The organism is Tateyamaria omphalii (assembly GCF_014651375.1).
In the GTDB taxonomy this organism is placed as follows: Bacteria; Pseudomonadota; Alphaproteobacteria; order Rhodobacterales; family Rhodobacteraceae; genus Tateyamaria; species Tateyamaria omphalii.
Genome location: NZ_BMWT01000002.1, coordinates 845,173 through 860,298 on the forward strand (window position 1 = coordinate 845,173; position 15,126 = coordinate 860,298).

At 55.6% G+C, this 15,126-nt stretch carries 13 protein-coding genes; 6 read left to right on the forward strand and 7 right to left on the reverse strand.

Annotated features, from left to right (window positions below; genetic code table 11):
- Window positions 1–38: 38 nt before the first annotated feature.
- The 3 genes from IE087_RS09785 to IE087_RS09795 all read right to left on the reverse strand — a co-directional run bounded on the left by IE087_RS09785 (window position 39) and on the right by IE087_RS09795 (window position 3,331).
- Window positions 39–986, reverse strand: a complete 948-nt coding sequence (locus IE087_RS09785; RefSeq protein WP_189369119.1) for a carbohydrate ABC transporter permease — start codon at window positions 984–986, stop codon at window positions 39–41.
- Window positions 987–1,089: 103 nt separating this feature from the next.
- On the reverse strand, window positions 1,090–2,400 hold the full coding sequence (locus tag IE087_RS09790; RefSeq protein WP_373296502.1) for an ABC transporter substrate-binding protein: 1,311 nt from the start codon (window positions 2,398–2,400) through the stop codon (window positions 1,090–1,092).
- Window positions 2,401–2,851: 451 nt separating this feature from the next.
- Window positions 2,852–3,331, reverse strand: a complete 480-nt coding sequence (locus tag IE087_RS09795; protein WP_189369121.1) for a protein tyrosine phosphatase family protein — start codon at window positions 3,329–3,331, stop codon at window positions 2,852–2,854.
- Window positions 3,332–3,601: 270 nt separating this feature from the next.
- Between IE087_RS09795 and IE087_RS09800 the strand changes: the two genes are divergently transcribed.
- Window positions 3,602–4,498 carry a hypothetical protein gene (locus IE087_RS09800; protein WP_189369122.1) on the forward strand — a complete coding sequence of 299 codons (897 nt, stop codon included), beginning with the start codon at window positions 3,602–3,604 and terminating at the stop codon, window positions 4,496–4,498.
- On the opposite strand, the gene IE087_RS09805 is transcribed toward IE087_RS09800, so the two are convergent.
- From IE087_RS09805 to IE087_RS09820, 4 genes are all read right to left on the reverse strand, one after another.
- Entirely contained in the window at window positions 4,495–6,357 is a 1,863-nt protein-coding gene (locus tag IE087_RS09805) for a glycosyltransferase family 2 protein (protein WP_189369123.1), read from the reverse strand. The genes IE087_RS09800 and IE087_RS09805 overlap by 4 nt on opposite strands.
- Complete coding sequence (locus tag IE087_RS09810; RefSeq protein ID WP_189369124.1) at window positions 6,354–8,198, reverse strand: hypothetical protein; 1,845 nt, start codon at window positions 8,196–8,198, stop codon at window positions 6,354–6,356. The genes IE087_RS09805 and IE087_RS09810 overlap by 4 nt, the downstream gene beginning before the upstream one ends.
- 71 nt (window positions 8,199–8,269) lie before the next feature.
- Window positions 8,270–8,677 (reverse strand): hypothetical protein, encoded by a 408-nt coding sequence (locus IE087_RS23520; protein ID WP_229801327.1) that lies wholly within the window; start codon window positions 8,675–8,677, stop codon window positions 8,270–8,272.
- Between the two features lie 301 nt (window positions 8,678–8,978).
- Window positions 8,979–9,851, reverse strand: coding sequence for a MurR/RpiR family transcriptional regulator (locus tag IE087_RS09820; RefSeq protein ID WP_189369126.1), 873 nt, complete (start codon window positions 9,849–9,851; stop codon window positions 8,979–8,981).
- 112 nt (window positions 9,852–9,963) lie between these two features.
- Here IE087_RS09820 and IE087_RS09825 point away from each other — a divergent pair, with 112 nt between their 5' ends.
- Genes IE087_RS09825 through IE087_RS09845 form a run of 5 tightly spaced genes read left to right on the forward strand, consistent with a single transcriptional unit; the run spans window position 9,964 to window position 15,125 of the window.
- Window positions 9,964–10,740, forward strand: coding sequence for an N-formylglutamate amidohydrolase (locus IE087_RS09825; RefSeq protein WP_189369127.1), 777 nt, complete (start codon window positions 9,964–9,966; stop codon window positions 10,738–10,740).
- Entirely contained in the window at window positions 10,728–11,297 is a 570-nt protein-coding gene (locus tag IE087_RS09830; RefSeq protein WP_189369128.1) for a TRAP transporter small permease subunit, read from the forward strand. Before IE087_RS09825 ends, IE087_RS09830 begins: the two co-directional genes overlap by 13 nt.
- Window positions 11,297–12,622 carry a TRAP transporter large permease gene (locus tag IE087_RS09835; RefSeq protein WP_189369129.1) on the forward strand — a complete coding sequence of 442 codons (1,326 nt, stop codon included), beginning with the start codon at window positions 11,297–11,299 and terminating at the stop codon, window positions 12,620–12,622. Before IE087_RS09830 ends, IE087_RS09835 begins: the two co-directional genes overlap by 1 nt.
- 46 nt (window positions 12,623–12,668) lie before the next feature.
- Window positions 12,669–13,703, forward strand: coding sequence for a TRAP transporter substrate-binding protein (locus tag IE087_RS09840; protein WP_189369130.1), 1,035 nt, complete (start codon window positions 12,669–12,671; stop codon window positions 13,701–13,703).
- A 57-nt stretch (window positions 13,704–13,760) separates the two neighbouring features.
- On the forward strand, window positions 13,761–15,125 hold the full coding sequence (locus tag IE087_RS09845) for a glutamine synthetase family protein (RefSeq protein ID WP_189369131.1): 1,365 nt from the start codon (window positions 13,761–13,763) through the stop codon (window positions 15,123–15,125).
- Window position 15,126 lies beyond the last annotated feature (1 nt).

Genomic DNA, 15,126 nt, shown 5'->3' on the forward strand with positions numbered 1-15,126 from the left:
CTGCGAATTTTCTGAGATGGCGAAGGATGTGGTCATACTCAGCGTTCCTTCACCTTGTTGAGGGCTTTGACGTAGATACTTGCGAGTCCGAAGACCGTAACGAAGAGGATGATGGCGTAAGCGGATGCATAGCCAGTGCGCCACTTCTCAAAGGCTTCGCGCTTGAGGTTGATGGAGGTGAGTTCTGTTGTAGACCCTGGGCCGCCGCCCGTCAGTTGGACAACGAGGTCAAACATCTTGAAATTCTCGATCCCCCTGAACAAAACCGCCAGCATCAGGAAGGGCAGCACCATGGGGATTGTAATCGTAAAGAACTGGCGCAGTTTCGAAGCGCGGTCGACCTCGGCCGCTTCGTAGATGTAGTCGGGGATGGACCGCAACCCGGCGAGGCAGATCAGCATCACAAAGGGGGTCCACATCCATGTATCCACGATGACGATGGACCACGGCGCCAACTGAACCGAGCCGAGCATTTCGAAGCTGCTGGGGTCTTTGCCGGTGAAAAAGGCGACGATGTAATTGAAGAGCCCGATTTGCGGTTGGTAGAGGAATTTCCAGAAGTTCCCGACCACCGCTGGCGACAGCATCATGGGCAGCACGATGATCGTGGTCCAGAGGTCGTTGCCCTTGAATTTCTTGTTGATCAGCCAAGCCAACGTGAACCCGATCAGCACCTGCAGCGCGATGGTCCAGAACAGGAAATGCGCCGTGGCCTGCATGTTCAGCCAGATGTCGCTGTCCGTCAGGATGCGCTCGTAATTGCGCAGGCCAATGAACTCCGGCTCTCGGTTCAGGCGGTTGGCCTTGTAGTTGGTAAAGCTGAGCTGGATCGTCCAGATCAGCGGAAAGATGTTGATTGCCAGCAGCAGGAAGATCGTTGGAGCGACGAAGATCCACGCGATGGCGCGGTCGCTGAGGCCCTTGATCTTGCGCGCGACCTTTTGCGGTGTCGCTTTGGCGGCGCGATTGGCGATGGTGTCTGTCATCTGGCAAACCTGTCCTGTGGGGTGGGCCCAAAGGCCCACCCGTCGAAGTGTCAAAGACTACGGGAAGAGAATGGGTGGGCGCGGACGCCCACCCGAGCTTGGCTTAGAGTTTGCCTTCGTCCTCGAACACTTCGGTCCAGTCCTCGATCAGCTTGTCGAGCGCTTCCTGAGCAGTGCCCTGATCAGCAACAACGTAGTCGTGGATGCGTTTCTGCATGGCGAGTAGCAGTTCGGCATAGGCTGGCTCCTGCCAGAAGTCCTGCACCGCGCCCATCGCGTCGAGGAAGTCACCGGCAAAGGGTGCGCTGTCCTTGAAGCCCGGATCGTTCAGGACCGAGTTGTGGGCTGAGTACCCGCCCAGCTCCCACCACTTGGCCTGCACCTCGGGGTTGGCGAACCACTTGATGTATTCAAGTGCGGCGTCCTGCTTGTCGGAATAGGCGACCACGCTGATCCCCTGCCCGCCCAAAGTCGAACCCGCCTGGTTCTGAGGTGGGTTCACGAAGAAGTCGATCTTGTCCCCACCGGTGTTCGGGTCGGCATAGAGACCCGGGAAGAACGCGAACCAGTTCATCGCCATGGCAACCTGACCGGATTTGAACGCGTCGAGCGACTCGCCCATGTAAGAGTTGGTGTAGCCCGGTGGCGTCGCGGTTTCGTAGAATTCCTTATAGAACTCCAACGCTTCGACCGCTTCGGCAGAGTTCACCGCACCTTCCATGTCATATGAGCCGGGGGTGTTTTCGTATTTGAAACCCCAGGGATACAGCGCGGAGGTCACACCCATCGTGATCCCTTCAGATCCACGTTCGGTGAAGATGGAGGCACCGTAGACGGTCTTGCCATCAATCTCGCGGCCCTGGAAGAACTGGGCGATCTGCAGCATTTCGCGCTGGCTTTGTGGCTCGCGCAGGTCTTCGCCTGTGGCTTCCTTGTAAGCGGCCTGGATGTCGGCGTCCGCGAACCAGTCCTTGCGATAAAACCAACCGTTGGCATCGCCCATGGCGGGCAGTGCGTAGTAGTTTGGTGTGCCCTTGGGCCATGTGGAATAGGCGTAGACGGTCGCGGGTGCGAAGTCGTCCATGCTGATGCCTTCGGCGTCAAAGAAGTCGTTCAGTTTGACGTAGTGGCCATTCTCGGCGCCGCCGCCAATCCATTGGCTGTCGCCGATCAGCAGGTCACATAGCTTGCCGCCCGAATTCAGTTCGTTCAGCATCCGGTCAGCGAAATTGGGCCAGGGGATGAATTCGAAGTTCATGGAGTGGCCAGACTGGGCCTCGAATTCCTTACTCAGTTCAACCAATGCATTGGCCGGGTCCCAAGCGGCCCAGCACAGTGTCAAATCCTCTGCCATGGCCATGGTTGGCAAGCTGACAGACGTCATTAGGGCCGCACCAACGGCGGCTGAAGTCATTTTTTTCATATGATCCTCCCTTTGGGTCATCGTTGAGCGGTGACCCTAGGGAAACGCTATTTGAGGAGCGTACATCATGTCAATGGACATTTTGAGGTGCGTTCATCATTTTCAAGAAAAACAGATGTAATCCTCTGTTCTAAAGCCATAATTAAAGAAAACAGCCGACGCACTGCACACAGACACGAGTAAGAGCAATCGTTGAAAAAATCACCGAATGAGTCGCGCTTCAGTCCTGCCCGAATGCACCTGTGCAAAGCCAAAGGCCACAACACTGCAGTTGCCCCTTATGTTTCACCCCCCAACTCTCCGCACAGATCTTCACGGTACAGATCCACCCATCGGACACCCAACCGGCTGTCAATCAAGCGGTTGCTGCGGGTCCATGTCCGAGCACACGGCCGTCGCATTGGAAAACCCCGGTTTCATCACGGATACGCGTGCCAGATCATCAATAGTCTTCCCCGGCATACCGGTTCGGCTTACCTATCGCCGCTGGATCATCGATAAAGGAGGACCAATCGTTTCCTGGTCTCCATATGCTGTCCATGTTGGCAAAGGCATCTGCTTCAGACATTTCGAAACCAAGCTTTGCATAGCGGTAAAAGAATGCGCTGACCCGCGCATTGTAGATGCAATGGACATGCATTTTTTGGTCCGGGTATGCTTCTAGGGCAGATCGAAACTCATCAAAATCCTGATCAGAGGGCGCTTGGAAGTCGACCGGTATGTAAATGTAGACCATGCCAAGTGCCGAGACAGTGGCGCTCTCGTCCTTGAGGGCACCTTTGTTGTGATGCGGCCCCAAATTGACGACATATGTCACGCCACTACGCTGAATGTCAGCCAGTTGATCTTCAGTTGGTTGCCCAGAGGTTGTAAGGCGCGAACTAATTCTGCGCCAATTCAAAATGTGCGTCAGGTCATCCATGGCATCTGGATGCACCGTTTATTCCAATGGCGCAAAATTCAGCAGGTGACGTAAGCGACTTTTCGCCTTAGCAAGTCGCCAGGGCACCATATAAAGAGGCGAAGACCGCACCAACCACAAAATATGACGAAACGCCCTAAGGAAGTTTGACTTGGACAGCTTAATGTCCCCAACGGGCTGTGATACAACTTTTGCGACACAGTTCGTAACCTCAGATTGAATACATTGACCAAAACGACCGCACGACACCCAGCAATCATCGCTCTTTTAATGGCCAGTACAAGCGGACCAGCGCTGGCCAATACCTTCGAAGCGCGCCCCCCTGAATTCACACTCCGCGGTTACATAGGCACCACGGATCGTGTCACCGATCGGGGCAATGACACGGTAGCAACCGAGTTGTTGATTGGCCCGATCCTAGAGATAAACGGACGGTACGAATGGCGAAACGATGCCGGTGACCGCATTATCGTAACACCGTTCCTTACCACGAAACTGTTCCCTGACGATTCCGATGTAGATGAACTCAGGTTGGGCGTGTTTGGGGAGTACCGTTTCAATTCTTCGATGTTTGAACGAACCCAGTATCGTTTGCAGGCAGGGCTTGAGACATCCAACGACTTTTCCAACGAACGGTTTCGCCGCTATTCCCTGCGTGCGTCTGTCAACATCAGGGACGAACAACGGCGGTCCAGTACTTTCAGCTTGCGCTACCGATATCGCGACCAAAATGAAGAAAACACCTTTGATGGTTTTGACCAGCATGAGTATCTGGGCAGCCTGCGCTATTCATGGTCTCCCAACATCGACGGTTTGGAGCTGATAGCGGTCACACCCTATTTCGACATCCGCGATGCCGATGCTGCAAAGTTCAGCTACAATGAATTTGGTGTTCGATTTCAGGCCAGATACCGGCTGGCGGACGATTTGACACTCACCGGTCGGGCGAAAGCATTTGTGCGCGACTACAAGGACAGTTTTTCAAATGCCTTTGATTTTGAGCGTTCGGACGACCGCTGGGCCTTAGAGGTTGAGTTGCGCAAAACGACCAGAAACGGTGGCGCTTTGTTTGGCGCGATCGGCTGGGAGGACAACCAATCCAACGTGCCTGTAAGAGACTTCTCAGGGGTGACCGTAAGGGTGGGTTACGAGATTACTCTGCCCTAGCCACTCGCAGTGGTCACGCGCGGCTTGCGTCGTTTTTTGACGGTGGTCGCCGCGACATTCTGGTCGGCATAAAGGTCTTCTGCCTTCATATCCAAGTTGATCGAAAGGTTGGACTCAAGTGTAAAGTAGGCCCGTAGCAGGCGAAACAGGATGTATTCCGGGATGAATAGGATCTGAAGGATGTACCCGTTTGCGATGAGAGCAAGTATAGAAATTAGGAGCGGTGCACCGAAGACAACGGCAATCACGGCCTGAAGCTCGAGCACATCCAGAGTCTTGAAGCCGGTAAAGTATTCGATAAGGCCAAACAGAATGAGAGGCACCATCATCGCCCGTCGGCCAGAGTTGAGCAGCATGTAAGGCAGGATGACTTTGCCCCGAAAGCTGACTTCGGAGCCAAAAACAACGGCACGGCAGCGCGATGCAACGTGATAGGTCGAGCGGAACCAGCGCATGCGCTGTTCACGCATATGTGCATATGTGCGTGGCACTTCTGAAATGAAGCGCACCTCCGGATCGACAATAAGACGATAGCCAAGCTCTCCGATGCGCAGTGACATGTCGGTGTCTTCACCGTTCATGCCCCCCGCGAAACCACCCAGCTTCCTTGGCAATTCCGTTCGAAAAATAACAAACATCCCCGGAACTCCGACGATGCCGTTGATGGCAGACAGGCCCACCGAATACATTCCGTGTTTTACAACGGCTTCCACCAGACGCGCACGATCAAACGGGCCGCCTCCCGGCGAAAGAGGCAAGCCCCCAACCGCTCCGATTTCATCGCTTCGGAAATAGGTCATACCGCGACGAAAAGCGTTTTTCTTGACAATTGTGTCGGCATCGATGCGAACAAAGAATTCCGTTTCGACGGCGCTAAGCCCCAGATTTAAAGCATTTGCCTTACCGGGGTGGGGTTCCTGCAAGATGCGCACATCGGCGTACACAAGGTCTTTGGCAACTTTTTCTACAACGCCGATCGTATCATCAGAGGAGGCGTTGTCGACGAACACTATGGTGACGCTTCCATCATAGTTCTTGGCTGCGGTTTCTATTCCCCGCAGAGTTTCCTCGATGATGTGCATCTCGTTATGCGCAGGAATGATCACCGAGATGTCCGGTGCAAACTTGTGGAAACGAAAGTGGGCTTCATCCACCAACCCGCCAAGGTAAAGCATACCGAAGAAAGCCGGGAGAAACAGAAAAATACCCGGACCAATCCCCCCCAACAGGGAATAGCCACGCAACAGATCTATGGTCTCATAGTTCCTGTTTGCCAGGTAAATAGAAAGCCAGACACAGAACAGCCCAATGACAAAACCGCGCATAAGGGTCTGACCGTTCCGACTTGTGTCAATTGTCATCGGAACCGAGGGGGGCATGCGCCCACGTTCCAGCAGTTTGATGGCGTATATCCCAAATCCAAGAAGGCCAGACAGAATGGCAACGGCAGTCAATGGCAAGGTGAGGTCGAGCGCCCTATGCAGAACGATGGTGGTGACATCCAGCGTGATGCATAAAAACGCAAAAGACACGCACAGGTCCAAACCCATGGTCAGTTTCTTGAGTGGATTGGCGTGGCAGAACACGGAATAGGAAACGAAGTAACAGATCAGAAATATTCGGACTGAGATACTGTGTGTGCCCTGATAGGGACCGATGATCAGATCCCCACTGGGAAATGTATGTCGCAGCAACGGAATCGAGGTGATTGTGTACAGGGATGCGATACTAAGCACGCAAAACAGCGCGATCAGCGCTGGCCCGTACCAGAGCGGTACCGGATGCGACAGACCCTTGGGCGTTGAATCCACAGAGGCGTACTGAAAGTATGCCGGTTTCTTTGCTTCTGTGGTCCTCATTCCAGCAAGTCTGGTTGCGTTGTGGGGTTTGTCGTATCTTGCTCCTCACCCGGAGCAGGCGCCAATAGTGTGGGCGCGGTACTGTCCACTGGCGAAGGTTCCGCGTCGAGCAGTGTTTCAGCTGGCTTGTCCGCATCCACCGTCGCAGGCGTCGGTTCGGACAGGACGTTTTCTTCAACCGCCTCTGCATCGTCCGCAGCTTCAGATCCCAAGTCGTTCGGGATCGGTTGAGGGGCCGGTTTGATGGCTACAATGGCAGCAATGCGCGGCCCTTCATTCAACTCGAAATCCAGCAACGAGATGTCGGTCAGCTCAGTTTGGCGATAAGGCAACTCTCCCTGATCGAAAAGGCGCGGAGAAATCAGCCAGAACGTGTGATCAGGCCACTCTCGTCTGATCCGTTCAAAGCTGTTTTTTAGTTCAGACCTGGTGTTGAGCAATACATAATCATCGTCTGGGCCCGCATTCTGATCGCTGACCCATTGGACGCGATCACCGAACGCCTCGGCCAAGAAAGGCACCGCCGTCGAGGCCTCAGCCGCGTTCAATTGCTCGGACACTTCAAGGTGTAGGGGGCCATTCAAAGCATTGATGAACTGGCCGATGGTTTTGTCCTCGGCCGCCACGCCGCCGCGCAAAACGGTCGATTGCTTCAATTGGGCTGTAATGGGCGAACCACTGGTGCAGAACTCCTGGTTTTGCCGCTCCGAGCTGATCAGCCTGATCTCAAGAATATTGCTGAAGTCGTGAAGCAGCAAAGGCAGTTCAACCGTTCGATTGAGGTCGAGTGACGCACCTTCGAACTTTTCCGCGAAAACGATGGCGTCATTCAAAGTGACGGTTAAAAGCCACTCGGCATCAGGTTGCAGACCAATCGCACGCAAACCGAACGACAACGCGGTCGGGTATTCGGCATTTGGTGTCGTCCGCAGATCATAGTTGTGGCGCCATGACGTGTCGTATTCGAAATAGCGCGCCTCTGCGATTGTCCCCTCCAACGCGATTGGCAATGGCCAGGACACATCATCCACGTCACGAACGGCATTCTCCATCATCATTGCAGCCGTCGAAAGATCTTCGGATGAAAAACTGACACCAGCCGGCACACTGGTTGCGTCGGCCGGGACAAAAATCGTGCGAATATCACGGAAATTCTGATCGACTGCAAAACTGATCAGGCGCTCGTACTCTTTGACCGCGGGATCGTTCGGCCATGCGATGTGATACGGGTTTCCGGTCGCCCGCAATCGGTCATTCAAGTCCAGAAGCGGGCCTTCGGTCTCAATCTCGATCCGGCTGGTCGGTTCGATCCGTACGATCATTCCCCCATTCCAGTCCCGGCGACAGGACTGATTGGGAAATGTCCCGAACGCACCAAGTGAAACCACCAGCTGGCTTTGGGTCAGATCCGACGGCAACAGGTTGATACGAATAGTGTTGGAGTTCACACCTTGAGACAGAATGATTTCCCCACGCCGCTCGCCATTCACATTTACCCGCATGCGCGCCACGGAATCCGCTTGTAACTCTGCACGGACATCAAGGATCAGCTCACCACTGACGACAGAAACCTCCTTGGGCATATTGAAAGAAGCGGATGCAAACCCGGGTGAACCGGCCAGCGCAGTCCACGTGTCACTTTCCCGGACGATGAACGTGTGCTGGGTGCCTTGAGCGTTCTCAAGCTGAGTACCAGAGGGAAGTTTTGAAACGAGATCGTGATGTATACGGCCATCACCACCGCGCAATCCAACAAACCCTTGCACATCGGGCTGTATCAACACGAACCGCGCAAGCGCCAAAAACAAAATCGCCAGAAGTCCCAAACCAAGTATACGCATCTTACCCCCGTTTGCAGTTGCTATGACTGCGAATGCCCATGAACGCCCTGGGCGACCACTTTCATAAGGCGCTAAAAATCAATGATCGGCCGCAACGCACAGGTTGTGCGGGTCAGAATCCCGAAACGCGAAACTGGCACATCGTGCCCTTGCTTGATGAATACGCCGTCATCAATTGCCCTTACGCGAAGGGAACGATTGCCAAGCTGGTTGGCGCATTCCACCAAGGGGCACAGCGACAGACGCCGATCAATCTGTTCAAACTCAAATCGCTGAAGCTCCAGCGCGTAGCGCGCGCCCGGGGTTATTTTTGTTTTGACGAATGAACTAGACCTGCCGATACGTCCCAAATCGGAAGCTGCTCTGTCCAAGGTCTGGCCAAGAAATCTGTATAGACCTTTGATTGGAAAGCACATCAATGCGGTTTGCAAACGACAGAATCGATTACTGGTTACATCAAAAATCACCGCTGCTGCCATCTTACGCACTTTTGTCTGACCACATAGGGTGATATTCTGTTTCTGCACCGCAAAAATCAACCCCAAGTAGTACCATAAGCTGAACAAAAACAAACAAATTCAGTAATGTGGGGGATGCACCGCCCTTTGCCTGCGCTCAAGCAAAAAAACCGTGCGATCTGCATGCCAAACAGGCGGAAACTGCCACGAGTCAAGGGATCGCGTTGCGTCTTGTGAGGCTCTAAGCGCCAGACATCAAAGCAGCATATCCGGACGACCCAAGCCACATCGGGAAAGGTAAGAAGGTTTGCTCAAACCGCGTTCATGTGAACTTTCGAAACAGCTTGGTCTGGTCGAACATGTCCTCCAGATTTTCAACCCGTTCCTTTGTCGTTTCCCAGTTCAGGGATTGAATGGCTGAGATCATGGTTTCCACCAGCAACATGATGGTGGCCGCCGAATCCCAAGCCGACGGCACAACGATCCTGTTGCTCAGACAGATATGTGCCAATTGATGCACGGGCGACCGCCATTGATCTGTGAAAAGTACGATCTTAGCACCGCGCTTGTCTGCGATTTCTGCTAGCTTGAGCGTGTTGTTTTCGTAGCGCCGCACATCGAAGATGACGAAGACGTCCCCCTCTTGCACGTTAAGCAAGTAGTGCGGCCACGTGTTCGACGTGGTTTGGACATGCGTAAGGTTTGGGCGGATAACCTGCATGTGCATGAACAGGTACTCGGCCAGCGTATGCGTGATGCGCCCCCCCACGATGTAGAGATGCCGGCTTTCGTCACCAATCAAACGGCAGGCTTGATCGAACGCATCAGGATCAATCTGGCTGAGGGTCAGGCGGATATTCTCGATCACCGCGTCGGTAAACCGGTTGAGAATATGCTCGGACGGTGCGGCCTCGGCCCATGTCTCATGCTTCGCAATCGGCGTTTTGACCTGGGCCTTCAGCTCTTCGCGTAGCGCCGCCTGAAACTCGGGATACCCTTTGTATCCAAGCTTTTGCACCATCCGCGCAACGGTTGGAACGGACACCCCGGCATTCTGGGCGAGCGCTGTAAGGGTGCCCAGACCGGACGCCGGATAGTTTTGCAGCACTGACAGCGCCAACTGCCGCTCCGCCCGGGTCAGGTCATCAAGCTTGCTCTGGATCAGATCCGAGATTGTTTGGGTCGCCTCACCCATGTGCCCTCCAATTATTCAATAATTTATCAGAACGCATCGCTTTGTGATAAATTTTTCACAACTGTGTTGACAGACGCGCCTTTTGGCAACCAATTTGTTCGCAGGGGACCAAATGGCACACAGCAACCAGATCGAAAATGTGGTTCAGATCACGCGGGGCGATGCAGCCTCACCCGTGGTCTTGGTGTGTGAACATGCCAGTCACCTCATTCCGGATGAGTTTGATAATCTGGGCCTGCCTGAAGCCGCGAAACGCAGCCACATCGCATGGGACCCCGGCGCGCACGAGGTTGCTTCACACATGTCGCAACACCTGCAGGCCGTGCTGGTCGAGTCAAAAATCTCCAGACTTGTCTACGACTGCAACCGCCCGCCCGAAGCGCCAGATGCCATGCCAGCACGCAGCGAGGCGTTTGCCATCCCCGGCAACGAAGGTCTGACCAAGCAGGACCGCGCCCAGCGCGCACAGGCCTTCTACGATCCATTTCGCAGGTCATTGGCGACACAGATCAACGCGCGCAAGTGCCCTGTCATCATCACGATCCATAGCTTCACGCCTGTCTACAACGGCACTGTCCGCGACGTCGAAATTGGCATCCTCCAAGACGATGACGGCAGACTGGCCGACGCATTTCTGAATGCAGCGCCGCGCCATACGGACTTACGGGTACAGCGCAACGCGCCCTATGGGCCGGAACATGGCGTAACCCACACGCTCAAGACACATGCGGTGCCGCAGAGGCATCTCAACGTGATGATCGAAATTCGCAACGACCTGATCGCAACCGAATCCGCGCAGCTTGAGATGGCAACACTATTCAGCCGCTGGGCGGTCGACGCCCTTGCCACGCTTGGTGTCAGTTTGGAGCACACATCATGCAAGGTTTGATGCGTGGCTATATCAGGGGCGTGGATGCTGTGAACTATCGCGTTGGCCGCGTGATGATGTACGGCATCTTTGTCCTGATGGGCATTTTGCTGTGGTCCTCGATCAGCAAAACCTTTTTCCTGCCGTCGCTCTGGACGCTGGAAATGGCCCAGTTCGTCATGGTGGGCTACTACATCCTTGGCGGCCCATACTCCCTGCAACTGGGATCGAATGTCAGGATGGACCTGCTCTATGGCAGCTGGTCGGTTCGGCGCAAAGCGTGGTTCGATGCGATCACCGTCCTGTTGTTGATCTTTTACCTCTGCGTTCTGCTCTATGGTGCTGTCAGTTCAACGGCCTACTCTTTGGGTCACTGGAAGGATGCACCGTTTTCCTACCTGTTTGGTGTCGTCATCGGCACGGAAGATGTTGGGCGGCTTGAACAATCCTCATCCGCCTGGCGCCCCTACATGTGGCCCATCAAGGCCATGATGATTGTCGGCTTCCTGCTGATGATCCTGCAGTGCCTGTCAGAATTCTTCAAAGACATCCTGCGTCTCAAAGGGGCCGAAATCTGATGCCCTACGAGATGATCGCTACGCTCATGTTCTCGTCCATGATGCTCATGCTGCTGACGGGGCAGCGCGTCTTTGGTGCCATCGGGTTCATCGCGGTTGTGGCGGCCCTCCTGCTGTGGGGTGACCGCGGGGGATATGACATCGGCTTTGCCGCGGCGATGAAATTAATGAAGTGGTACCCGCTGCTCACCCTGCCGATGTTCATCTTCATGGGGTATGTGCTGAGCGAATCCAAAATCGCCGATGACCTCTATCGCATGTTCCATGTCTGGATGGGTGGTCTGCGGGGTGGCCTCGCCATTGGCACCATCGGGTTGATGGTCCTGATCTCGGCCATGAACGGGTTGAGCGTGGCGGGTATGGCCATCGGTGCAACCATCGCCCTGCCCGAGCTTCTGAAACGCGGGTACGACAAGCGGATGGTCACGGGCGTGATCCAGGCCGGGTCATCCCTTGGCATTCTTGTGCCGCCTTCGGTGGTGCTGGTTCTATACGCGATGATTGCGCGGCAACCAGTCGGACAGCTCTGGCTGGCGGGCATCGTGCCAGGGCTGATGATGGCCGCAATGTTCATCGCATACATTGCGATTCGATGCCGTTTGAACCCTGCCCTTGGTCCGGTTCTGAGTGACGCGGATCGCGACATGCCCCGCGCCGAAAAACTGAAGCTGCTGCGCGCCGGGCTGCTGCCACTGATCATCTTCGCCGTGATGATGGTGCCTTTTGTCAACGGATGGACATCGCTGGTCGAAAGTTCGGCCATTGGTGCACTGGCGGCGTTTGCTGCGGCGATTCTGAAGGGTCGGATGACCCGACAGGTTTTTGAGAACTCCGTGCGCAACACGCTGGGCATCACCTGCATGTTCATGTGGATCATCCTTGCCGCACTGGCCTTCGGCGCGGTGTTCGACGGTCTGGGTGCGGTGAAGGCCATCGAAAGCCTGTTTACCGAACGGCTGAACCTGAACCCTTGGATGATCCTGATCCTGATGCAGCTCAGCTTTATCCTGATGGGCACATTCCTAGATGATACTGCGATGCTTGTGATTGTTGCACCGCTCTATGTCCCGCTGGTCGGTGCGCTTGGGTTCGACCTGATCTGGTACGGCATCCTCTACACGATCACGACCCAGATTGCTTATATGACACCACCTTTCGGCTATAACCTGTTCCTGATGCGGGCCATGGCCCCGCCCGAGATCGCCCTGCGCGACATCTATGCTTCGATTACCCCATTTGTGCTTGTGATGGCGCTCGCGCTTGCGCTGGTCATGAGCTTCCCGGAGCTCGCCACATGGCTTCCAAATTACGTTTACGGAAAATGAATTCATAAGCCGGGCCAACCGGCACCAACCAACTAGGAGTAAAACTATGACAACAAGACGTAAGTTTATCCAAGGGGCTGCCATCGCAGCACCGGCGGCGACACTGGCCGCCCCTGCACTGGCGCAAAGCACAATCAAGTGGCGGATGCAGACCTATGCTGGGGCGGCACTGGCGGCCGAGGTGATCGACCCGGCGATCAAGATGTTCAACGAGATTGCAGGCGACCGTATGCAGATCGAACTGTTCTATGCCGATCAACTGGTGCCGACGGGCGAGCTGTTCCAGGCCATGCAACGCGGCACAATTGACGCCGTGCAATCGGATGATGACTCGATGGCCTCACCCACCGAAGTCACCGTGTTTGGCGGCTACTTCCCCTTTGGATCGCGCTATTCGCTCGACGTCCCGGTCCTCTTCAACCGCTACGGCCTGAACGAAATCTGGGCCGAGGAATACGCGGCTGTTGGCGTGAAACATGTCAGCGCCGGTGCGTGGGACCCCTGCCACTTTGCCACCAAGGACCCGATCCGCAGCCTGGAAGATCTGAAAGGTAAACGGATCTTCACCTTCCCCACAGCCGGGCGGTTCCTGAGCCAGTTCGGCGTCGTGCCCGTGAACCTGCCATGGGAAGATATCGAGGTCGCGGTGCAGACGGGCGAGCTGGACGGCATCGCATGGTCGGGCATCACCGAAGATTATACCGTCGGCTGGGCAGACGTGACCAACTACTTCCTGACCAACAACATCTCGGGCGCATGGATCGGCCACTTCTTTGCCAACATGGACCGCTGGAACGACTTGCCGGAAGACCTGCAGAAGCTGTTCCAGGTGTGCTGTGAACAGTCCCACTACTACCGCCAGCACTGGTACTGGGGGGGCGAAGCCGACCTGCGTGTGAACGGCACCAAGCTGGAGCTGACCACGATCCCGGACGAAGAATGGGCGCAAGTAGAAGATGCGGCGCAAGTCTTCTGGGAAGAGATCGCCGCCGAAAGCGAGACAAAGCGCAAAGTGGTCGACATCTTCAAGAAGTACAACGCCGACATGGTCAAAGCCGGTCGCCCTTACCGCTACGGCTAAGCAAACTGCATGGGGGCGGATCGCACCGCCCCCTTCACCACCAAGAAAGAGACGCACATGCCGGGATTGTTGAGTTTTGATGACCTCAAGTCGAAGGTCAAAGACGGATCTATCGACACCGTTCTGACCTGTTTTCCGGACATGCAGGGCCGCCTGATGGGCAAGCGGTTCCACGCGGTGAACTTCGTGGAAACGTCGTTCAAGGAAACCCATTGCTGCAACTACCTGCTGGCCACGGACCTCGAAATGGCCACCCCGGACGGCTACGCCGCATCAAGCTGGGAAGGTGGGTACGGCGACTACATCATGGCGCCCGACCTTGGCACCATCCGTCTGGTCCCGTGGTTGGACGGCACCGCCATGGTCCTGTGTGACATCCTTGATCACCACACCCACGCGCCGGTGCCGCACGCCCCGCGCCAGGTTTTGAAACGTCAGATCGAGCGGCTGAAAGCCCTTGGCTATGACGCGATGATGGCGACCGAACTGGAGTTTTTTCTGTTCGAACAAAGTTTTGATGACATCCGCAAGGGCGGCTTCCGCGATCTGACCCCGATCAGCGGCTACAACGAAGATTACCATATTCTCCAGACCACCAAGGAAGAGGGCGTCATGCGCCCCATCCGCAATCATCTTTTTGCCGCCGGACTGCCCGTTGAGAATTCCAAGGGTGAGGCCGAGGCCGGTCAGGAAGAGCTGAACATCCGCTACGCAAACGCACTGGACTGCGCCGATCATCACACGATTGCCAAGAATGCGATCAAGGAAATCGCGTGGCAACAGGGGCATGCCGCGACCTTCCTGCCCAAATGGGACCACACCAAGGTGGGCAGTTCGTCCCACGTCCACCAGTCACTCTGGAAGGATGGCACCCCGGCATTCTATGACCCCGACGCCGCATTGGGAAAATCCAAGCTGATGGATCACTACATGGCGGGCCTGATCGCCTATGCGCCCGACTACACCTTCTTTCTGGCCCCCTACATCAACAGCTACAAACGTTTTGCCAAGGGCACGTTCGCCCCGACCAAGACTGTCTGGTCCGTAGACAACCGCACCGCCGGGTTCCGTCTGTGCGGGGACGGCACCAAGGGTGTCCGCGTGGAATGCCGCATCGGCGGCAGCGATCTGAACCCATATCTGGCCCAGGCCGCCATGCTTGCGGCGGGCATCAAGGGCATCGAAGATCAGATGACACTCGCACCGCCAACCACCGGCGACGTGTACGATGCGGCTGACGCACAGGACATTCCGCAGACATTGCGCGCTGCGACTGAAACGCTGCGCAAGTCGGCCTTTCTCAAGGAAGCCTTTGGCGAAGACGTTGTTGCCCACTACACGCGCTGTGCCGAGTGGGAACAGGAAGAATACGACCGCGTGGTGACAGATTGGGAAATCGCCCGTGGCTTTGAAAGGGCCTGAC